The organism is Polaribacter sejongensis (genome assembly GCF_038024065.1).
Lineage (GTDB): Bacteria > Bacteroidota > Bacteroidia > Flavobacteriales > Flavobacteriaceae > Polaribacter > Polaribacter sejongensis.
Map to the genome: position 1 here is coordinate 4,483,312 of NZ_CP150667.1, position 21,635 is coordinate 4,504,946.

Consider the following 21,635-nt stretch of genomic DNA (forward strand, 5'->3'; position numbering starts at 1 on the left):
TTTTGTGTTATTTTTTTGTGCGTTTGTTGACTTTTTTTGAATTTCTTTTTTGTGAAATAATAGTTTACACGTCTAATTTTTATTTTTTTGAATACTGCGACTGCGACTGAATACTACTACTACTACTACTACTACTACTACTACTACTACTACTACTACTACTACTACTACTACTACTACTACTATTACTACTACTACTACTACTACTACTACTACTACTACTACTACTACTACTACTACTACTGCCTACTAGAAACAGGTATTCTCAATAACTTTTTGTCTTCTAAATACTTTTTTACTGCAATTAGTGCGGCAATTTCTGCTTCTTCTTTTTGCTTCTTTTTTAAAGCTTCGGGCGAATAATATTTTTTTACAAAATGTGTATTGAAATTTCCAGAACGAAAAGCATCGTGTTCACACACAAAAGTTCCGAATGGTAACGTGGTTTCAATTCCTTCAATTTGATAATTCTGAATTGCAGTAAGCATTAATTCGATGGCTTCTTCTCTTGTTTTTCCGTAGGTGATGAGTTTCGATAACATTGGGTCATAATAAATAGGAATGTCCATACCTTGTTCGAAACCATTATCTACACGAATGTTGTTGCCAATTGGTAATTTATACACTTCTAAATTCCCCACACTTGGTAAAAAGTCATTTAAAGGATCTTCTGCATAGACACGTAATTCTAATGCGTGTCCGTTTATTTTTAAGTTTTCTTGTGTGATTGGTAATACTTCACCACGAGCCACACAAATTTGTAATTCTACTAAATCTGTATTTGTAATGAGTTCCGTTACCGGATGCTCTACTTGCAAGCGGGTATTCATTTCTAGAAAATAGAAATTATGATGATTATCTAACAAAAACTCAACCGTACCAGCACCAACGTAATCACAAGACCTTGCGACTTTAATGGCGGCTTTTCCCATTTTTGCGCGTAATTCTGGAGTTAAAACAGCAGAAGGAGCTTCTTCAATTACTTTTTGATGACGACGTTGAATGCTACATTCACGTTCAAAAAGATGCACCACATTTCCGTGTGCATCTGCCATAATCTGAATTTCGATATGTCTTGGTGAGGTAACATATTTTTCTATAAAAACGGACCCATCACCAAAAGCATTTAACGCTTCGCTGATGGCTCTTTGCATTTGCGATTCGAATTCCATTTCGTTTTCTACTATACGCATTCCTTTTCCTCCGCCACCTGCGGATGCTTTAATAAGGATAGGAAACCCTATTTCTTTGGCTATTATTTTTGCTTTTGGAATGTCTGTAATGGCTTCTTCAGTACCAGGAACCATTGGAATATTGTATGCTTTTACAGCTTCTTTTGCCGCCAATTTGCTTCCCATTATTTTAATAGCCTTAGATTTCGGACCAATAAAAATGATGTTATTCTTTTCGCAGGCTTCTGCAAAATCGGCATTTTCAGATAGAAATCCATAACCAGGATGAATGGCATCTGCGTTTAGGTTTTTAGCAACTTCAATAATTTTATTACCTAATAAATAAGATTGATTGGAAGGTGCTTCTCCAATTAAAACAGCTTCGTCTGCAAACCGAACATGAGGTGCATTTCTGTCTATAGTAGAATACACGGCAACGGTTTTTATACCCATTTTTTTTGCGGTTCGCATAACACGAATGGCAATTTCTCCTCTGTTTGCTATTAAAAGTTTTTTCATATAAAATTTATTGGTTTTATGAAAGATGGTAAACGGATATGTCAATACCTACAAGGTTTTAAAAACCTTTCATGAAGAAATTTCTTACTTATTCAAATTCTATTAAAAGTTGATTTTTATCTACAGTTTCTCCTTTTGTAACAGAAATTGTTTTTATAATTCCTGCTCTTGGAGACGTTAAAGCGTTCTCCATTTTCATGGCTTCTAATATTAAAAGGGTGTCATCTTCTTTTACTTCCGAACCAATTTGAACATTAATTTCTAATATTAAACCAGGCATAGGCGCTTTAATTTCGTTGACTTCTTTTGTGATGCCAATTTCGAATCCCATTTCTTTGATAAGAATATCTAATTCATGATGAATGTTAATATGATAAACCGTGTTATTCACTTTTACAGAATACGATTTCTCATTAAAATTGGCGTTTGTAATTTCAGTTTTGTACGATAGATGATTATGTAGTACATGAAATTCGGAATCTGAAACTTGTAAAGTATCTAGTTTTTTTACAGCTTGTTCGTCAATTTTAAAATCGAAAGTATCGTTCACTTTTACTTGATAAGCATGTTTCATCCTTTTTTATGATTTAATGATTGTAAATATATGTTTTTTAAAGGTTTCTTTTTAAGGTGTTTATGTAAATGTTGCTAATTTAATATAGTTATTGTTGAAAAAGTATTGATTGTTATTTACGATTTTCAATGTTGTAAAGTGTATTTTAATATCTTCTTATTATTGATGAAATTCAGTAAAAACCTATCTGAAAACTTAATTTTTAGTTAAACAACTATTTTTGTAGTTATATAACTAAAATTATAGTTTATATTTGGAATGCGTTAGAGGTAGCAGCCTTTCGACTACGCTCAAGACAGGTATAACGAATAGCCCGACCCTTTTGGGAAACGCCCTAATAAATAATAGTCTATAATGGAAAAATTAACCAACAAAGAAGAGGGAATCATGCATGTTTTATGGAAGTTAGAAAAGGCTTTTGTAAAAGATGTACTTGCCGAAATTAAAGAAGATAAACCGCATTACAACACGTTGTCTACGATTATTAGAAAATTAGAAAACAAAGGATATGTGGGGTATAATGCCTACGGAAAAACGCATCAATATTATCCGATTGTAACGAAAGAGGCATATAGAAGTGGGTTTATGAATACGGCAATTGATAATTATTTTAACAATTCGTATAAAAATATGGTGTCCTTTTTTGCGAAAGAAGAAAAGATTAGCGTAAAAGAATTGAAAGAAATTATCGATCTGATTGAAAAAAATAACTAGTTATGGACTATTTACTAAAAGTGAGTGCGGTGGTTGCTATTTTCTATTTGAGCTACAAATTGCTTTTACAACGAAATACTTTTTTTAATGAAAATAGATGGTTTTTGTTGATGGGATTGGTAACTGCTTTTATTATTCCGTTGTTGGTGATTCCTGTTTATATTGAGTATACACCGGTTGTAACTTCAGAATATATTTCTAGTGATGTGGTAGTTCTGAATGAAATTATTGACAAACCATTTAACATTTTAGACTATTTGCCTATACTATATGGTTTGGGAGTTTTGTTTTTTTTGGTGAAGTTTCTAATTCAGTTAATGTCTTTAAGTTTTGTGATTTTTAAAAATAAAAAAGAGAAAGTTGGCCGTTTTACATTTATTAATACGATTAAAAATAGTTCGCCTTTTTCTTTTTTTTGTTGGATTATTATCAACCCGAATAATTTTACAAAATCGGAATTAGAACAGGTTATGATTCATGAAAAAGTACATGCAAGTCAATTGCATTCTATAGATGTTTTGCTAAATCAAATTTCTTGTATTGTACTTTGGTTTAATCCGTTTATGTGGTTGTATCGTAAAGATGTTCAGCAAAATTTAGAATTTATTGCTGATAAAAAAACACAAGAAAAAATCGATTGTAAAAAGAGTTACCAAACTACATTATTAAAAGCGAGTGTTGGCGTTAATCATTTGACTTTAAGCAATAATTTTTATAACTCATTAATAAAAAATAGAATCATTATGTTAAATAAATCGAAATCAAAAAAAATAAACCTTTTTAAATTTGCTGTTGTAATCCCATTACTAGCATTGTTTTTAATGAATTTTAACAAGAAAGAGGTGTTTGTTAAAAAAGTTTCTCAAGAATCAGTCAATTATTCCGATTCTGGTATAAAGGAAACAAAGGATAGGATAGAGGTAATAATTGACAAAAATACTTCTGATGAGGATTTAAATAATGCTAAAGAAGCATTTACAAAAAAGTTTGCTGTTGATTTTTCTTACACGAATCTTAAAAGAGATTCTAATTATAAACTTACATCTATTGAAGTTAAACTAGAAGATAGAAATGGAGCTGTAACTGCAAAACATTTTGATGAATTAGGTATTAAACCATTTATAATTTATTACAATAAAGATGGAAGCGCAGGTACACATTTTGTGGAAAAAGAAAAAACTAATAAAGTTGAAGAATTTGTTATTACTGATAATACACCAGATGAACAGTTTAATGTTTTAAAAGAACTTTTAGCCCAAAAAGGATATACTCTTAAAATAAGTAATTTAAAGCGTACAAAAGGAGGTTTAATTAGAGCTATTACAATAAACATCAAAAATGAAACTACAAAAGCTAGTTTTAAGACCTCTTCTGCTTTGCCGATAAAAGTGATACAGATATTACTTGATAAAGAAAATAATAGTATTAAAATAGGAAACCTTTCTAAAACGGATAAAGAAATGGTTTCTGGGTTCTCTTCTCAAAAAGCAGCTAATGAATATAATGAATCTAAAAAAGTGAAAAATTTAATTCCGGAAGATCAATTAAATAGTGCATTGTATATCTTGGATGGAAAGGAAGTTACCCCAGAAGTTATTAAAGATTTAAATTCAGATGACATAAATTCTATGTCGGTTTTAAAAGACGAGAAAGCTACAGTAGTTTATGGAGAAAAAGGAAAAAATGGAGTTATTTTGATAACAAGTAAAGAAGCACATGAAAATAAAAAATTTAGTAATATTGGCAAGTCTTTTTCTGATGTTAATGCTATTGAAGATGCAGGTTCTGATGTTAACGTTATTGAATATGCAAGAAAAGAAAGAAAAGAGCCACTTTGCTTAATAGATGGTAAAGTGGCCTCTAAAAAAGAGTTAAAAGTATTATCTCCAGATGATATAGAATCTGTTTCTGTTTTAAAAAATGAAAAATCCATCGAAAAATATGGAGAAAAAGGTAAAAACGGTGTTATTGAAATAACTACAAAAGAGAAAAAATAAAAAGATTTATCATAATTTCAAGACCCTTCAGGTTTTTAAAACCTGAAGGGTCTTTTTGTTTATTGTAACTTTGCAAATATGTCAGACTTCTTTTCTATGGCATATAAATTGACAATACATTTGTACTTACATTTTAAAATAAACAATGCAACATTATAAAGAATCAAAAAAAGATAAATCAAAACCCAAAGTAACCTTAAAACAAGCTTTTAAAACCATTATTTGGCCAAGAAGAAACTTGGTCTTTTTAGGTTTGATATTAATAATTATTAGAAGTTTATCGGGTTTTGTACTACCCATGCAAAGTAAAGTTTTGATGGATGAGGTAATTCCGACTAAAGATTACAGTCAGTTATACAACTTAATTTTTATTGTAATTGGGGCTATTTTAGTACAAGCAGTAACTTCTTTTTTATTGACAAAAGTTTTGAGTATTCAGGCGCAATATTTGATATCAGAATTAAGATCACAAGTACAAAAGAAAGTTTTGTCTTTACCAATCAGTTTTTTCGATAATACAAAATCAGGTGCATTGGTTTCTAGAATTATGAGCGATGTAGAAGGGGTAAGAAACTTAATTGGTACAGGTTTGGTACAATTAATTGGTGGATCATTTACCGCAATTTTAACCTTGGTTATTCTGTTAAGAATGAATGTTTGGATGACGGTTTTTACCTTTGTGCCTTTATCTATCTTCGGAATTATTGCCTTAAAATCTTTTAAATACATTCGTCCGATTTTTAGAGCAAGAGGAAAAATTAATGCCGAAGTAAAGGGACGTTTAACAGAAACTTTAGGCGGAATTAGAGTGATAAAAGCTTTTAATGCAGAAGAACAAGAAAGTAAAATATTTGAAGAAGGTGTTGATAATATTTATCAGAATGTAAAGAAAAGTATGACGGCAACTGCTATCATGACAAGTTCATCAACCCTTTTAATTGGTTTGGCAACTACTGGAGTGATGGGAATTGGAGGTTATTATATGATACAAGGTACTATGACTTTTGGTGATTTTATTCAGTTTACTTTTTTGTTAGCATTTATGGTGGCACCAATTGTACAGATGAGTAATATTGGTAGTCAGTTAACCGAAGCGTTGGCAGGTTTAGACAGAACCGAAGAATTAATGAATATGGCTGCGGAAGAAGATGATGAAGAAAGAACGGTTGTTTTAGAAGATTTACAAGGAGAAATTAATTTTGAGGATGTTTCTTTCTCTTATGAAGAAGGGAAGAAGGTGATTAATAATATCAACTTTAAAGTTCCTGCAGGTTCTGTAACGGCTTTGGTTGGTAGTTCTGGTTCTGGTAAATCTACTATCGCAGGTTTGTCAGCAACGTTTTTGAACCCTAAATCAGGTACAATTACGATTGATAATCAAGATATGTCTAAAGTAAAACTATCTAGTTATCGTAAATATTTAGGCGTTGTTTTACAAGACGAATTTCTGTTTGAAGGAACGATTAGACAAAACATACTATTTCCAAGACCAAATGCTACAGAAGCAGAATTACAAAATGCTGTTAAAGCTGCGTATGTTAACGAATTTACAGATCGTTTTGATGATGGTTTAGATACTTTAATTGGAGAAAGAGGCGTGAAGCTTTCTGGTGGGCAACGTCAAAGATTGGCAATTGCAAGGGCTATTTTAGCAGATCCAAAAATTATTATTTTAGATGAAGCAACGTCTAGTTTAGATACAGAAAGTGAAGCTTTAATTCAGAAAAGTTTGTCTAAATTGGTAAAAGATAGAACAACGATTGTGATTGCTCACAGGTTGAGTACTATTAAAAAAGCAGATCAGATTTTAGTGGTAGAAGCGGGGAGTATTGCAGAAAGAGGCACGCATGATGAGTTGATTGCGAAACAAGGAAGGTATTATGATTTGTATACGTATCAATCTAAAATATAGGCGCAGTAGATAAAAATTATATTGTCTGTTCGAGCTCAGTCGAGAACTAATAGGTTTCGACTGCGCTCAACCAGACATTTTTCTTAAATCTAATAGACTATAATTTATGTACATAATGTCTAACTTTTAATTTAACATTTAAATTTCACTCCTTTTGTAAAGAAATACAATAAAAACGACTTTTTAAACTATCGAATTTAAATATATAATCGAATTATGAAAAAAGTACTTTTATTGTTAATTGTAGTCATTGCAATTTCTTGTAAGAATGAACCTAAAAAAGATGTTAAAGAATCTGTAAAACAAGTTGAAGTTAAAAAAGAAACTTTCCCAGAAGAGTTAGGAAAAGTTTTTAAAGCTCATGGAGGAATTGACACTTGGAGAAATGCGGAAGTTTTATCCTTTAAAAAAGGAGAAGAAGTGCATACTATCAATTTACAATCTCGTATAAATGTAATTAATGCACCCAATTATGCTGTTGGTTTCGACGGAAAAAATGTTTGGTTAGACGAAGCAGAAGAAGGAACTTTTAAAGGGAGTCCTGCTTTTTATCACAATTTATTCTTCTATTTCTATGCAATGCCTTTTGTGTTAGCGGATGAAGGAATTATGTATGAGAAAATTGCACCTTTAACTTTTGATGGTGTAGATTATCCTGGTTATAAAATGTCTTTTAAATCTAATGTTGGTAGTTCTCCTGATGATAATTACAAGTTATATTTTAACGCAGAAACGCATCAAATGGAATGGTTAGCGTACACAGCGACATTTATGTCTAAAAAACCAAGTGATAAATTCAATATCATTAAATATGGTAAATGGAATAATGTAAACGGATTGATTTTACCATCAGAAATTACTTGGTATAAAAAAGATGAAAATGGTGTGCCAACTGAACCAGCAAGACCTGCTGCGGTATTTTCAGATGCATCAATCAGTAAAAATAATTTAACAGATTCATTTTTTGCAAAGCCAGTTAAGTAAGTATATTTGAAATTAATTGGTTTAATAAACCTTGAAATCAAGTTATGAAAAAAGTACTTTTAATATTACTGTTAGTAATTGCGGCTTCTTGTAAAAACGAAGCTAAAAAAGATGTCAAAAAAGAAACCATTTCTGAAGCTAAAATAGAAAAATTCCCAACAGAATTAGGCAAAGTTTTTGATGCTCATGGAGGAATCGATGCTTGGAGAAAAGGACAAGTATTGTCTTTTAATAAAGGAGAAGAAGTACATATTACAGATTTACATTCTCGTAAGATTGTTGTGAATACACCAGAATACTCTTTAGGTTTTGATGGTAGAGATATTTGGTCTTTAGAAGAAGTAGAAGGCAGTTTAAAAAGAGATCCTGCTTTTTATTACAACTTGTATTTTTACTTTTATGCAATGCCTTTTGTATTGGCAGATGACGGAATTATCTATGAAAAAGTAGCTGATTTGGTGTTTGAAGGAACCAATTATCCAGGGTATAAAATTTCTTACAAAGCAAATGTAGGTACTTCGCCAGACGATAATTATATAGTGTATTACAATCCTAAAAGATATAAAATGGAATGGCTTGCTTACACGGTAACCTTTAGATCTAAAGCTCCAGTTGATACTTATAAGATGATTAAATATAATTCTTGGGAAAATGTAAATGGTTTTATTTTACCAAAACAAATTACATGGTACTCGAAAGATAAGGATGGTAAACTTGAGCCAACTAACAAAATAGTAGATTTTACAATGCCTTTAATTAGCCAAGGAAAGTTAGCAGATTCATTTTACGAAAAACCAGTGAAATAAATTACAAAAAAAAGTAAGCGTCGTTTTTTTTCAAAACGACGGCTTACCAAGTAAACTAATAAAACCAAGTATTAGTATAAATATTAGAAGTTAGCTTTCTAATATGTTTTTATTCAGAATAAGGTTGATGATTGTAACTCAACACCCTTTTTAATTTCCAAATCTTATTTTCAAAAATCCAAAGGTGTGTAAAATCTGCAATTCCAACAGTTTTAATACACCTTTTTGTTTTTGTTGAAACGTGTGTTTTCCTTTTTGAATAGCGCCATAAATAACGCCATTATTGTTTAATTGATATACTTCTAAAGAATTAGCAACCAATTGTCTGGTGTTGTTTCCTGGGTTGGTACATAGGTTCTTTTTTATAGTATCAATAAATTCTGCCTTGTTTTGAATTCCTCCAACATCATGATAAAACTCAAAATTATCAGCGATAATTGGGCTTATTTTTTCAACTTCACAATTGTTAAACGCTCTTTTAAATATAATACTGTCTTTAGATTTTAATGTTTTAAACAAGGCTGAATTTGTATCAACCTGAGCATTTAAAACAAAGTTGTAAAACAACATCGCCAAAAATAAAAGTACTTTTATTAAAATTGATTTTCTAAAAGGTTCTAAAAAAGAGTCCATAGTTTGGTCGCTTAATTTGTTAAAGTTGATTATTTCTTAGAAATACTTCCGCCAGAAGTAGTTTTTTTATCGATTGATTTTGGGTTTCCTTTAAAATCAATATCACCACCACTTGTTGCTCTTGCTTCTAATTTTTTTGATGCATAAATATTAATATCAGCTCCACTAGTTACTTTTGCTATGGTGTTTTCACTTTCTAATTCATAAGCTTCTATAGAACTTCCGCTTGTAGCGTTAGAAGCATGATTGGTTGTATTTCCAGAAATATGAATGTCAGAACCACTTGTAGAATTGGTTTCTACACTTGTTGCGTTTATTTTAATATTAATGTCTGCACCACTTGTAGCCGAAATAGAAATTTCATCGGTATTTATAACATCTTTTCCGTACACATCACTTCCGCTAGTGGCTGTTAAAAGCGTTAAATCTTTAATGGTAACATGTACTTTTTTGGCTGCTGCTCTCCAGATTCCTTTATCAGCATATATTTTTAATATGCCATCTTCAACTTCCGTAATAATAATATCGTGTAAATTTTCATCAGCTTCTACGGTCACTTTATTTTTAGAACCTTGGGTTATGTAGACATCTAAACCTGTACTTACTTTTATTCCCGTAAATTGATCTGCAATTTTTCTAGTTTTTGTAATTATATTTTTATCTCCGTTAATTCTATTCATCATGTCTACATTACAAGATGTAAAAAGAGTTGTTATAAATAGAATTGCAATAATTTTTGATACTGAATTTTTCATGAGTTTGGTTTTAATTATATTGTAAATGTCTTTTAATAGACGCTTCAAATCAAAGGACGGTTGCTCAATTGTTGTTTTTTATGGTTGAATTGTATTAATTAACTTCCTCTTCAATAATTTCAGTATCTTCTAATTCTACTTCACAATCGGTACATTGTAAGGTTTTATCGGTCATTTTAAAATGATGATTAACCATGTCTTTGTCATAGATATCAGTTTCATTTTTTACATCGTCTAAAAAGTTTTTTATTGAATGATCAAAATAAACGGTGTTTCTTTCTGGAATATACAAAGTGATATTAACTTCTTCATCTTTCCATATATTTTTAAAGTTTGATAAATAATAAGCATCTAAAACAATCGTATTATTGATAACTTCATATTTATATTCAATTCTTTCAGCATTCCAGTTTGCATTGTATCTAGTTTTTCCAGAAGATTCTTTTTGAAGAATGATGTATGCTTCATTAGAATTACTTTTTTTAACATCAACGCTAATGTTATTAGAATATAATTTGTTTATTCCATCTATTTCAATTTGCTGCTTGCGATAACTTCTTCTTAAATTATGTCTGTAATAGATTTCATCATCATTGATCATTTTTAAATTGATGGTATCATTTTCCATAATATTTAAAGCCGTTTTCTTTACAAACTTACCGTCATTAACATGAGTAGTTCCGTATTCTATTCCTGTAAAAATCATCATTAATAAAGCAATTACCCAAACGCCCAAAAGTATTAATGAGGTGGGTTTGCTAATTTTTTTTACACTACTCGATAATATGCGTAGGCCTAAAACAAATAAAATTAAAAACGGAATACCAATTAGTAAAAATGCTGCAATTGTTAATACCCACTTAGGTAAAATTGCGTCATAGAAAAATGGAGGATATTGTAAAAATTCTCCATTCACATTTAAAATCTCTAAACTTCCTACTGAAAACCCACCAATGATTAGTGATAAAATAACTGCACCAGCAATAAATACTAGTAGAATTCCAATAAGTTTACCAACCACTTTAAAGAATACAAGAATAATCTTGCCTATGGTGTTGATGAAATCTTGTAATCCATTATTTTTTTGAGGCTTTCCCGAAAAAGTCTGATTCATTTTTTCTGAAAACTCATTTGCTCCATCTTTAAATTTTTCTGATGCTTTGTTCGCAAATTCTGTTACATTTTCTGAAACATTATTAAACTCTTCACGAATCTTTTTTTCGATATTATCGATGTTAACCGGTTCTCCTTCCATTTGTAGTTTCTCTGCCGTAGTTTTAGCTTCTGGCAATAAAATCCAAAGGATAATGTATAAGATAACTCCAAAACCAGCACCAAAGAAAAGGGCTAATAAACCAAGACGAATCCAGATGGTATCTACATTAAAATAATGGGCAATACCAGAAGCAACTCCACCTAAAAATTTATCGTCACCATCTCTAAATAATTTTTTTCCGGTAGTGTTATTTCTAGTATATGAATAGTTTGCATCACTATATTCTTCTTCAGCACTAGCGTAATCTTCTGGTTGTCCCATAATTTTAATGATATCTTCTATATCACCTTCATTAATCACCTGTCTTGCATCTGTTATTTTTTCTGATAACAATTCGCTAATACGTGCTTCGATATCTGCAATGATTTCATTTTTTCCTTGCGGATCATCGCTCAACGATCTAGAAATAGATTCTAGATATCGTTTTAATTTCTGATAGGCAACTTCATCTATGTGGAAGAAAAATCCGCCTAAATTTATGTTGATAGTTTTATTCATTGGTAGTTGGTTTTTTGCTGATTACTTGGTTTACTGCGTTTACTAAATTACTCCATGTTTTATCTAATTCTTTTATAAACATGCCGCCGTTTTCTGTTAAAACATAATATTTTCTTGGTGGTCCAGAGGTTGATTCTTCCCATCTATACGTTAATAAACCTGCGTTTTTTAAGCGTGTTAATAACGGATATATGGTGCCTTCAACCACAATCATTTCTGCACTTTTTAATGTCGAAAGAATTTCAGAAGTATAGGCATCTCCATTTTTTAAAATGGATAAAATGCAATACTCTAAAACACCTTTTCGCATTTGTGCTTTTGTGTTTTCTATTTTCATTTATTGTGGTTTTAAATGATTATTTAATAAATTTTATAGTGAAAGGATATTTATAATTTTCTCCTTCTTTAGCTTTTAATGCAGCTATAATTATCAATGCAATTTTAATAATGCCTACAATTCCTGCAAGAGATGTAATACCAAAAACTCCAAATAAATTAGAAGCCTCAAAATTGATATTAATATGATTAAAGTTGTCAAAATTATCGAAGTTTCTAAAAATGGATCCAATAAAAACCGGAATAAAAGATAAAGTCAAAATAAATATATACAGAGAATAACTGATATTAAAATTGATTGCCTCTTTGCCATGTTCATCTAAAAAGGTACTTCTGTCTTTTAGCGTTTGCCATGCAATTAATGGTGTAATTATATTACCAAACGGAAATATAAATCCTGCGAAAGCAGAAATATGTATTAAAAAGGCATTGGTGTTTTCGTTATTTTGTTTCATGTTTTGTAAACTATATAATACTTTCTTATGCAAATATATATCTTTAAAAAGGTATTATGCAATGCATAGTACTATAATTAACATTTCCTTAACATTTCCTTAACATTTTAGGTTTTACTATAAAAAGCACTTAAAAAGTCTTGTACCCGTTGTTATTATTGAGTTTTTGTTTCATTTATTTTAACTATCTTGTCAACTTTAATAGTAGTTTTTAAAATTAATTAAATATATAAAATGAAATTTACTCCAAGAAAAGTCAACCTTTTTAACCTGGTAAAATTGCCTTTAGCATATTTAGGAGGCGTAAGAGTGCGCACTATTACAGATACAGAAGTGGTGGTTTCTATAAAATACAGATGGATGAATCAAAATCCGTTTAGAAGTATGTTTTGGGCAGCACAAGGTATGGCGGCAGAAATGCCAACAGGTGTTTTGGTAATGAAGGCAATAGACGATTCTAAAGTTAAAGTATCGATGTTAGTAACTAAGCAAGAAGCTGAGTTTTTTAAAAAAGCAACAGGAAGAATTCTTTTTTCATGTAAAGGAGGGAATGAAATTCGAGAAGCAATTCAAGAATCTATTAAAACAGGAGAAGGTCAGGTTATTGTTTTAATATCCGAAGGAAAAAATAAAGATGGAGTAGTAGTTTCTAGATTTCAATTCCATTGGAGTTTAAGGGTAAAGAAATAGTTTACTCTTTACCTTTATATAGTTCTGGTCTTTCTTCGTTATAATCACATTCTTGAAAAATACCACAAGATACATTTGTACGCGCTAAAGATTTTGTTACTTCAAACTTTTTAGATAAAGCTTCTATTTCTGGAGATAAATATTTCATAATTTTTTTATTTTTTAATTCGTGTATTAAATATAGTTTTTCTTTTTATCACTGCAAAAATATGGCTTTTTCTATTCATAAATAATTTGAAAACGGCTGTTTTGTCTTTATTAACAAAAATTTAAAAGGTTCTTTACATAAACCTTTCATAAGAAGTGATTTGTTAAAAAAGTATACTTATTTAGATTGTAGTAAAATTTACTAAATTTAAAAAATAGTTTTTTGGTGTAACAAATATCCTTTAAAAGCTTCTAATTAATGTATAAACCTTAAAAATTGAATTATGTTTCAAGATAAAATTCCACAAAACCCAAACAATAGAAATGCTCACGAAATAGATTACAAAATCTTTGGAGAAGAAATGCAGTTTGTAGAAATAGAGTTAGATCCGCAAGAAGGAGTCGTTGCTGAAGCAGGTACTTTTATGATGATGGACGACAATATTAAAATGAATACTATTTTAGGTGATGGTTCTAATCAAGAAACAGGTTTATTAGGAAAGATCTTTTCAGCAGGAAAAAGAATTTTAACAGGTGAAAGTCTGTTTATGACTGTTTTTACCAATGATGGATTTGGTAAAAAACAAATTTCATTTGCATCTCCGTATCCAGGTAAAATTGTTCCGATTGATTTAACAGAGTTTGGCGGAAAATTTATCTGTCAGAAAGATGCATTTCTTTGTGCTGCAAAAGGCGTTTCTATCGGAATAGAATTTTCAAAAAAATTAGGGAGAGGTTTGTTTGGCGGCGAAGGTTTTATCATGCAAAAATTAGAAGGAGATGGTTTAAGTTTTATTCATGCAGGAGGAACTATGGCAAAAAAAGTACTACAACCAGGTGAAGTTTTAAAAGTAGATACAGGTTGTATTGTTGGTTTTACCCAGGATGTAGATTATGACATTGAGTTTGTTGGTGGTATTAAAAATACCGTTTTTGGTGGTGAAGGATTGTTTTTTGCTTCTTTAAAAGGGCCAGGAACTGTGTATGTTCAATCTTTGCCATTTAGTCGATTAGCAGGACGAGTTTTGGCAATGGCACCAAGAACAGGAAGTGGAAAACGAGGAGAAGGAAGTGTTTTAGGTGGAATAGGAGATTTATTAGACGGCGATAACCGATTTTAATATGTAGCTTTTATCATTCTGTCATTTCCAGAAAAATCTTTCTTTAACTCTATGTTTTTAAAGCCTTTTTCTTGAAGCATTTCTACAGTCTCTTTTCCAAGATATTGGTTGATTTCAAAAAACAACAATCCGTTTTCAGTAAGATGATTTTTAGCTAAATCTGCAATTTTTTTATAGAAAATTAAAGGGTTTTCGTCATCAACAAACAAAGCAAGGTGTGGTTCGTTTTGTAATATATTATTATTAATTTCTACTTTTTCTAATTCTCTAACATAAGGAGGGTTAGAAATTATGAAGTCATAATTTTTAGGTAATTCTTTAGCTTTTAAAATATCTATTTCAAAGAAAGTAATGTCAACTTTATTTAATAAAGCATTTTGTTTTGCTTTTTTTAAAGCTTCTGAAGAAACATCAATAGCAGAAATAGAAACGTTATTTAAATTCTTGGCCAAAGAAATAGGAATACATCCTGTACCTGTTCCAATATCTAAAATAGTTAGTTTTTTATCTTGATTCTTATTTCTCAATTCTTGAACCTCATTGATTACCCATTCTACCAATTCTTCTGTTTCTGGTCTTGGGATTAACGTATGCTCATCAACCAAAAAAGGAAGGCTAAAAAACTCTGTTTCACCCAAAATATACTGAATAGGTTCTTCTTTTTGAAGTCTTTTTACAATACTTTTTAATTCTGATAAAATACTTTCATCAATTAAAAAGTCTGGTTTTAAAACGGTATCAATTCTTTGTAGGTTCAGTTTTGCTTCTATCAATAGAAAAAAGAAAGAATCAATTTCTGTTTTTGGATATATCGTTGATAATTCACTATTAAAAAAAATACGAAAATTTTGAAGTGTCATAGATAATTTATAATAAAGGGCTTAAAAATCTAGCAAGACGTTCAAGTGTTTTTTGTTTGTTAGATCTGTTTAAGAAATCTTCTAGAGTTACTTTGGTAGCTAAATTCTTTCTTTCATTGAACTCTTTTGATATTTCTGAAGTTATTTCTTTATCAAAAATCAAAGCATTTAATTCGTAATTATGTTCAAAGCTTCTGCAATCAAAATTGGTAGAACCAATAGAGGCAATCTCATCATCAATAAATATAACTTTACTGTGCGAGAAATCGTCCCTTAAATAAATATCTACTCCGGCTTTTAATAAACCTTCAAAATAGGAATACATACTATAGGTAGCCATTTTAGAATCTGTAACTTTAGGTAATAATAAAGTTACTTTTACACCGCTTAAAGCTGCAATTTTAAACGCTTCTAATATCGAATAAGTAGGTATAAAATATGGGTTTAATACACAAATACTCCTTTCGGCTAAATTAATAAGGCTTAAATATTGTTGCATTACAACAGGTTGTTTGTAATCTGGACCGCTAGAAACAATTTGCATTGTCGTATTTCCATCAGCGTTACAAACCTTGTTGTATTTTTCTTTCTGACTTAAATCTATATCTGTTGCGTAGTAATAATCTTTTAAAAAAGTATCGTGTAAATCAGCAACTGCGCAACCAGATATTTGTACATGTGCATCTTGCCAAATCCCTAAATTGGTATCTTCTGTAATATATTCATCAGAAATATTTACGCCACCTGTAAAACCAATTTCATTATCTATAATTGCAATTTTTCTATGATTTCTATAATTTAAAGAAAAAAGAAAACTTCCAAACTTAAAAGGAGTTTCTGGATATATTTTTACACCTATTTCTTTAAGGTGTTGTATCGTTTTTTTGTTTAACGGAAAGGTTCCTATAGAATCGTATAAAATACGGACTTCTACATTTTCTTTTCGTTTTTGTTCTAATAAGTTAATGAGATTGTTGAGGATTTCGCCATTTTCAATAATGTAATATTGTAAATGGATAAATGATTTAGCATTCTTAATAGCTTTAAAAAGTGCTTCAAAAGTTTCTTTTCCGCTTTTTAAGACTACAACATCATTATTTAATTGTAGTGGTAAATTTGTGTTATTAAAAATTAGATTAGATATTTTAGAAGCTTTGTGGCTTCTAAGTACAGTTACATTTTTATTTTTTTCATTTTTGCGATTCTTTTCAATGTAATCTTTCCTTTTTTTAGCCTCTTTAAGTTCAAAGTATTTTATTTTTCTTCTATTAATGCCGAATAAAATAAAAGCAAAAACACCCATGAATGGAAATAAGAGTGTAATTAAAATCCAGCTTAAAGACTTAGAAGGTTTTACACCAAAATATAAAATGTTGTAAAAAGCCCAACTAAATAGTACAAGGTGTATCGATAAGAGAATAGTATATATCAATTTTTATAATTTTTTAAGCATCCAAACAGGGCAAGAATAATGTCCGGTATTTCCCATAGGTTTGTCAAGATTTACAAAACCATTCCTTTTGTACAATGCTTGTGCAGCATTCATATAGGGCATGGTTTCTAAATAACAGTTTTCAAAACCAACTGTTTTTGCTTTTTCTAAGCAAGTATTTATTAATTTAGAACCCAAACCCTTTCCTCGTGTTATTGGTAAAAAATACATTTTTTGAAGCTCGCACGTATTCCCTTCAAAATTATCTAATTGTGCAATTCCTGCGCCTCCAACTACCTTGTTATTATGCTCTACAACATAATAAAAAGAGGTTGGTTTTTCAAAATTTTCAAACATTTTATCAGTAGCTTTGTCTTCATAGGCAGTACCAATTTTTGGTGCCCCCATTTCTAAAAGAACTTCTCTGATTACAGTTGCCATTTGTGCATTGTCTTTAGATTGAATTTCTCTAATGATAAAATCTGTACTTTTCATTTATTACTGTATTTTTGCAAGAGCAATTTACCTTTTTTTTTAAATATTGAACATGAAAAACCTTATATATTTTATACTTTTCTTTACATTAATTACAAGTTGTTCTGTAAGAGAAAAACCCATTTTTATAAAGGTAGACAATGTAAAGGTAACCTCTTTTAAGGGAGATACAATTCGTTTAAAAGCAGCAGCTTTTTTTGAAAACCCGAATGATGTTGGTGGTGTTATTTCTACGGATGAAATTAAAGTAATTATTAATGGAGCAGAAGTTGCTCAGGTTTCTTCGGACGAGTTTGAAGTACCAGCAAGAAAGGAGTTTTCTATACCTTTAACTGTAGTAATTCCTGCTAAAAAAGTCTTTGATAATAACAAAAATGGAATCTTAGGAGGTTTGTTAAATTCATTTTTAAATAAATCTATAAAAGTGCAATTTACAGGGGATTTAAAATACAAAGTTTTTGGATATTCTAGTGTATATCCGATAGATCAAATTCAGGAAATTAAATTTTAATTGTTGGTGATAGATCACAAATTATACATAAAACGTTGCTTACAAATAGCCAAAAATGGGATAGGCGTTTCGCGTCCTAATCCTTCTGTAGGTGCCGTTGTAGTATATCAAAATAAAATTATTGGCGAAGGTTTTACATCCGCTTATGGCGGTAATCATGCAGAAGTAAATGCAATTAATGCCGTAAAAGACAAAGCGCTTTTAAAAAAGGCAACGATCTATGTAACTTTAGAGCCTTGTTCTCATTTTGGTAAAACGCCACCTTGTGCAGATTTAATTGTAAAACATCAACTGAAAAATGTAGTTGTTGGTTGTGTAGATTCTAATAGTTTGGTTGCTGGTAAAGGAATTGAACGTCTTATAAATGCAGGAATTAATGTTATTGTAGGCGTTTTAGAAGATGAATGTAAAGAACATCACAATCGTTTTTTTACGGTTCAGAATAAAAAAAGACCTTATATTATTTTAAAATGGGCACAAACTAAAGACGGATTTGTTGCTCCTTTAACAAAAGATGAACAGAAACCAGTTTGGATTTCTACTCCATATTCTCAGCAATTAGTCCACAAATGGCGAGCACAAGAACACGCAATTTTAGTAGGGACAAATACGGTTATTGCAGACAACCCGAAGTTAAATGTAAGGAGTTGGACGGGTCATAACCCTGTTAGAATTGTTTTAGATGGTACTTTAAGAATTCCGGAAGACAGTAATATTTTAGACGGAAGTGTAAAGACGATTGTTATTTGTGATAAAAAAATACTGAATAGCAAGGAGTTTCAACCCCTTGAAATAATAAACATCATTTTTGAAGCAATTGATTTTCAAAATAATATAGCAAAACAAGTTTGCAATGTTTTACAAAAACACCAAATTCAGTCTGTAATTATAGAAGGAGGTAGTCAAACTTTGCAAACCTTTATAGATGAAGATCTCTGGGATGAAGCGCGTGTTTTTACTGGAGAAACCACATTTAAAGTAGGAGTGAAGGTACCTGTTTTTAAGAAAGTAGTTAAAGAAGAAATAAACATCAAAACAGATGTTTTAAAAATATATACAAATGATTAAAAACATCATTTTCGATTTTGGCGATATTTTTATCAACCTAGATAAAAAACGTTTTGCAAAAGAATTACTGGACTTAGGGATTTCGCAAGAAGCAGAAGTCAATTTGCCAATTTTGAACGAGTATGAAATGGGACTGATTTCTACAGAAGAGTTTGTTGCTTTTTTTGAAGCTAAGTTCAATGTTTCAAAAGAAAAATTAGTGAAAGCTTGGAATTCTATTCTGTTAGATTTTCCATTAAACCGATTAAAATTTATTGAAGATTTAGCAGAAAGTAAAAAGTATAGATTATTTTTATTAAGCAATACCAACGATTTACATATTTCTTGGATTCAAAATAATGTTGGAATGGAATTCTATAATTCCTTTAAAATTTGTTTCGAACAGTTTTATTTAACACACGAAATTCATTTAAGAAAACCCAATGTTAATATTTATGAATTTGTGTTGAATGAGAATAATTTAATAGCAGAAGAAACACTTTTTATAGATGATACTAAAGAAAATACAGTTTCTGCAAATACTTTAGGCATTCATACTTGGAATTTAATTCCGGGTGAAGAAGAGGTAACAGAATTATTTACAAAAAAGGAAAATTTATTTTGATTTATTTAATTTTCAGCATTCTTTTTTCAACCTCACTATTTGTCATATTTAAATATTTTGATATTTATAAAATTGATACTTTAAAAGCAATTGTTGTAAATTATTTGGTTGCTTTCGCTTTTGGTTTCGGTTTGTCTGAAATTACATTTTCTATTAATGAGATACCTGAAAAACCATGGTTTTTTGGAGCTATTGTTTTAGGAGCATTATTTGTTGCTATCTTTTTTGTAATGGCAAATACAGCACAGCAAAATGGAGTTTCAGTGGCTTCTGTTGCAGGTAAAATGTCTGTAGTTATTCCGGTAGTTTTTGGTGTTTTATTATATGATGAATCTGTTACTTTGTTAAAAGTTGTAGGGGTTTTAATTGCTTTAATTTCTGTTTATTTAGCTTCTGTAAAAGAGGAGCGAAGTACTTTTAACAAAGCAGGGTTATTGTTTCCTATATTGCTGTTTTTTGGTTCTGGAGCTATAGATACAACACTTAAATACGTTCAAATTAATTTTGTTCAGAATAATGAGGCGGCTCTTTTTTCTGGAAGTCTATTTGGTTTTGCTGCTTTTTTTGGATTGCTAATTTTATTAGTAAAAACTCTTCGGAAGAGAGAACCATTTGGTTTTAAAAATATAATTGCAGGTATTGTTTTGGGTATTCCGAATTATTTTACAATTGTATTTTTAATTAAAGCGATGCAAACATCAGGTTTTGAAAGTTCTACCTTGTTTACAATTAATAATGTGTCTGTTGTAGTAGTATCAACCTTGGTTGGATTACTTTTATTTAAAGAAAAATTTAGTTTAAAAAATAAAATAGGAGTTATTTTGGCAATTGTAGGAATTGTTTTAGTAACCATTGCTTAATATGTTAGAAGACGTTTATAAAACAATAGAAAAACCATCTGAAGAAACCCTTTTTAAAGAAAAAGGATCTAAGTTTTTTGGATATGTTTTTCCTGTTTTATCAGAAGAGGATGTAAAAGAACATTTAGAAGACTTAAGAAAGAAACATCATGCTGCACGTCATTTTTGTTATGCCTATCAATTAGGTATTGAAGATGTGAAATTTAGAGCAAATGATGATGGAGAACCTAATAATTCTGCAGGTTTACCTATTTATGGTCAAATACAATCTTTTGAAGTAACGAATGTTTTAATTGTTTCTGTCCGTTATTTTGGAGGAACAAAATTGGGTGTTGGAGGTTTAATTTCTGCATATAAAACATCTGCTCAAATTAGTTTAGAAGCTGCTGACATATTAGAAAAAACCATAAATATTTATTATAAGTTAACTTTTGAGTACGATATGATGAATGCCGTACAAAGAATTATCAAAGAGAAAAATATTGAGATTACCAATCAAAAATTAGAAATGAATTGCGAGTACACCATTTCTATCAGAAAAAAAGATGCACAAGCAATTTATACTATTTTTGATACTTTATATAAAGTAGATATTAAAGAACTAGAGTAGTATTTTAGTTCCAGAATGTTTTTCTCTGTTTAAAAAATTAATACCCCAAACCTTTTAATAAATGATCTGGACAGCGAGTTGGTTTCATCGTTTTAGAATTCATAAAAGCTAAAACAGAACTTCCTGTACAAATGAGTTCGTCATTTTGATTTACAATTTCATAATCAAACTCAATTTTAACCATTGGTTTCTTTTTCAATATTGTTTTTATGGTTAAAACGTCGTCATACAAAGCAGATTTTATAAATTTAAAATTTATAGAAATAACAGGAAGCATTATCCCACTTAATTCCATATCTTTGTATGTAACCCCTAAAGAACGCATCCATTCGGTACGTCCTAGTTCAAAAAATTGCGCGTAATTACCGTGATACACAACCCCCATCTGATCGGTTTCTGAATATCGGATTCTAGTTTTTGTTATAGATTTTTTCAAGTGATATAATTAATTAGTGTTTTGTGTATTCTACGTAAAAAATAGTTAATAATCAATAGCAAATTGATTTTTTTATACTGAATTTTATTCACATTTTTGTACCACCTTAAAAAAGGCATCATAAGCCCTTTTTAAACCCTAATTATAACACAAAAAATCGCTAAAATTAA

Annotated in this window: 24 protein-coding genes; 12 read left to right on the forward strand and 12 right to left on the reverse strand. The window is 30.0% G+C overall.

Translation table 11 applies throughout. The features are described from left to right. Positions 1-239 precede the first annotated feature (239 nt). A complete protein-coding gene (accC, locus tag WHD08_RS18495) occupies positions 240-1,691 on the reverse strand; it encodes an acetyl-CoA carboxylase biotin carboxylase subunit (RefSeq protein ID WP_208889752.1) in 1,452 nt (483 codons plus the stop codon). Positions 1,692-1,779: 88 nt separating this feature from the next. Beyond that, positions 1,780-2,265 carry an acetyl-CoA carboxylase biotin carboxyl carrier protein subunit gene (locus WHD08_RS18500; RefSeq protein WP_208889751.1) on the reverse strand — a complete coding sequence of 162 codons (486 nt, stop codon included), beginning with the start codon at positions 2,263-2,265 and terminating at the stop codon, positions 1,780-1,782. A 354-nt stretch (positions 2,266-2,619) separates the two neighbouring features. On the opposite strand from WHD08_RS18500, the gene WHD08_RS18505 reads away from it, so the two are divergent. The 5 genes from WHD08_RS18505 to WHD08_RS18525 all read left to right on the forward strand — a co-directional run bounded on the left by WHD08_RS18505 (position 2,620) and on the right by WHD08_RS18525 (position 8,678). Then, a complete protein-coding gene (locus WHD08_RS18505) occupies positions 2,620-2,979 on the forward strand; it encodes a BlaI/MecI/CopY family transcriptional regulator (protein ID WP_208889750.1) in 360 nt (119 codons plus the stop codon). 2 nt (positions 2,980-2,981) lie between these two features. Further along, positions 2,982-4,976, forward strand: a complete 1,995-nt coding sequence (locus WHD08_RS18510; protein ID WP_208889749.1) for a M56 family metallopeptidase — start codon at positions 2,982-2,984, stop codon at positions 4,974-4,976. Positions 4,977-5,121: 145 nt separating this feature from the next. Continuing rightward, positions 5,122-6,888, forward strand: a complete 1,767-nt coding sequence (locus WHD08_RS18515) for an ABC transporter ATP-binding protein (protein ID WP_208889748.1) — start codon at positions 5,122-5,124, stop codon at positions 6,886-6,888. A 216-nt stretch (positions 6,889-7,104) separates the two neighbouring features. Then, positions 7,105-7,872, forward strand: a complete 768-nt coding sequence (locus WHD08_RS18520; RefSeq protein ID WP_208889747.1) for a DUF6503 family protein — start codon at positions 7,105-7,107, stop codon at positions 7,870-7,872. Between the two features lie 44 nt (positions 7,873-7,916). Next, the gene (locus tag WHD08_RS18525) at positions 7,917-8,678 is read left to right on the forward strand and encodes a DUF6503 family protein (RefSeq protein ID WP_208889746.1); all 762 of its coding nucleotides are present in this window, start codon (positions 7,917-7,919) and stop codon (positions 8,676-8,678) included. Between the two features lie 150 nt (positions 8,679-8,828). Here the strand turns inward: WHD08_RS18525 and WHD08_RS18530 are convergent, their stop codons facing one another. The 5 genes from WHD08_RS18530 to WHD08_RS18550 all read right to left on the reverse strand — a co-directional run bounded on the left by WHD08_RS18530 (position 8,829) and on the right by WHD08_RS18550 (position 12,631). Further along, positions 8,829-9,311, reverse strand: coding sequence for a nuclear transport factor 2 family protein (locus tag WHD08_RS18530; RefSeq protein WP_208889745.1), 483 nt, complete (start codon positions 9,309-9,311; stop codon positions 8,829-8,831). Between the two features lie 29 nt (positions 9,312-9,340). Continuing rightward, the gene (locus WHD08_RS18535) at positions 9,341-10,066 is read right to left on the reverse strand and encodes a head GIN domain-containing protein (RefSeq protein ID WP_208889744.1); all 726 of its coding nucleotides are present in this window, start codon (positions 10,064-10,066) and stop codon (positions 9,341-9,343) included. 94 nt (positions 10,067-10,160) lie between these two features. After that, positions 10,161-11,840: a PspC domain-containing protein gene (locus WHD08_RS18540; protein ID WP_208889743.1), complete on the reverse strand. Its 1,680-nt coding sequence runs from the start codon at positions 11,838-11,840 to the stop codon at positions 10,161-10,163. Beyond that, the gene (locus tag WHD08_RS18545; RefSeq protein ID WP_165733545.1) at positions 11,833-12,177 is read right to left on the reverse strand and encodes a PadR family transcriptional regulator; all 345 of its coding nucleotides are present in this window, start codon (positions 12,175-12,177) and stop codon (positions 11,833-11,835) included. The genes WHD08_RS18540 and WHD08_RS18545 overlap by 8 nt, the downstream gene beginning before the upstream one ends. Before the next feature lie 19 nt (positions 12,178-12,196). Then, on the reverse strand, positions 12,197-12,631 hold the full coding sequence (locus WHD08_RS18550; RefSeq protein ID WP_208889742.1) for a DUF4870 domain-containing protein: 435 nt from the start codon (positions 12,629-12,631) through the stop codon (positions 12,197-12,199). Between the two features lie 234 nt (positions 12,632-12,865). Between WHD08_RS18550 and WHD08_RS18555 the strand changes: the two genes are divergently transcribed. After that, a complete protein-coding gene (locus WHD08_RS18555) occupies positions 12,866-13,321 on the forward strand; it encodes a DUF4442 domain-containing protein (RefSeq protein WP_208889741.1) in 456 nt (151 codons plus the stop codon). Between the two features lies 1 nt (position 13,322). On the opposite strand, the gene WHD08_RS18560 is transcribed toward WHD08_RS18555, so the two are convergent. Beyond that, entirely contained in the window at positions 13,323-13,469 is a 147-nt protein-coding gene (locus WHD08_RS18560) for a hypothetical protein (RefSeq protein WP_165733542.1), read from the reverse strand. Positions 13,470-13,752: 283 nt separating this feature from the next. Here WHD08_RS18560 and WHD08_RS18565 point away from each other — a divergent pair, with 283 nt between their 5' ends. Then, complete coding sequence (locus tag WHD08_RS18565; RefSeq protein WP_208889740.1) at positions 13,753-14,589, forward strand: TIGR00266 family protein; 837 nt, start codon at positions 13,753-13,755, stop codon at positions 14,587-14,589. On the opposite strand, the gene prmC is transcribed toward WHD08_RS18565, so the two are convergent. Genes prmC through WHD08_RS18580 form a run of 3 tightly spaced genes read right to left on the reverse strand, consistent with a single transcriptional unit; the run spans position 14,586 to position 17,376 of the window. Then, positions 14,586-15,449, reverse strand: coding sequence for a peptide chain release factor N(5)-glutamine methyltransferase (prmC, locus tag WHD08_RS18570; protein WP_208889739.1), 864 nt, complete (start codon positions 15,447-15,449; stop codon positions 14,586-14,588). The genes WHD08_RS18565 and prmC overlap by 4 nt on opposite strands. A gap of 7 nt (positions 15,450-15,456) precedes the next feature. Next, a complete protein-coding gene (gene cls, locus WHD08_RS18575) occupies positions 15,457-16,881 on the reverse strand; it encodes a cardiolipin synthase (protein ID WP_244183281.1) in 1,425 nt (474 codons plus the stop codon). 3 nt (positions 16,882-16,884) lie between these two features. Then, positions 16,885-17,376 (reverse strand): GNAT family N-acetyltransferase, encoded by a 492-nt coding sequence (locus tag WHD08_RS18580; protein WP_208889738.1) that lies wholly within the window; start codon positions 17,374-17,376, stop codon positions 16,885-16,887. Positions 17,377-17,428: 52 nt separating this feature from the next. Between WHD08_RS18580 and WHD08_RS18585 the strand changes: the two genes are divergently transcribed. Genes WHD08_RS18585 through WHD08_RS18605 form a run of 5 tightly spaced genes read left to right on the forward strand, consistent with a single transcriptional unit; the run spans position 17,429 to position 21,029 of the window. Further along, a complete protein-coding gene (locus WHD08_RS18585; RefSeq protein ID WP_208889737.1) occupies positions 17,429-17,887 on the forward strand; it encodes an LEA type 2 family protein in 459 nt (152 codons plus the stop codon). A 6-nt stretch (positions 17,888-17,893) separates the two neighbouring features. Beyond that, positions 17,894-18,955: a bifunctional diaminohydroxyphosphoribosylaminopyrimidine deaminase/5-amino-6-(5-phosphoribosylamino)uracil reductase RibD gene (gene ribD / locus WHD08_RS18590; RefSeq protein WP_208889736.1), complete on the forward strand. Its 1,062-nt coding sequence runs from the start codon at positions 17,894-17,896 to the stop codon at positions 18,953-18,955. Continuing rightward, positions 18,948-19,559: an HAD-IA family hydrolase gene (locus WHD08_RS18595; protein WP_208889735.1), complete on the forward strand. Its 612-nt coding sequence runs from the start codon at positions 18,948-18,950 to the stop codon at positions 19,557-19,559. The genes ribD and WHD08_RS18595 overlap by 8 nt, the downstream gene beginning before the upstream one ends. Beyond that, positions 19,556-20,419, forward strand: coding sequence for an EamA family transporter (locus tag WHD08_RS18600; protein WP_208889734.1), 864 nt, complete (start codon positions 19,556-19,558; stop codon positions 20,417-20,419). The genes WHD08_RS18595 and WHD08_RS18600 overlap by 4 nt, the downstream gene beginning before the upstream one ends. A gap of 1 nt (position 20,420) precedes the next feature. Continuing rightward, complete coding sequence (locus tag WHD08_RS18605; RefSeq protein WP_165733535.1) at positions 20,421-21,029, forward strand: IMPACT family protein; 609 nt, start codon at positions 20,421-20,423, stop codon at positions 21,027-21,029. Positions 21,030-21,066: 37 nt separating this feature from the next. Here WHD08_RS18605 and WHD08_RS18610 read toward each other — a convergent pair whose 3' ends face one another. Then, the gene (locus tag WHD08_RS18610) at positions 21,067-21,465 is read right to left on the reverse strand and encodes an acyl-CoA thioesterase (RefSeq protein WP_165733534.1); all 399 of its coding nucleotides are present in this window, start codon (positions 21,463-21,465) and stop codon (positions 21,067-21,069) included. Between the last annotated feature and the right edge of the window lie 170 nt (positions 21,466-21,635).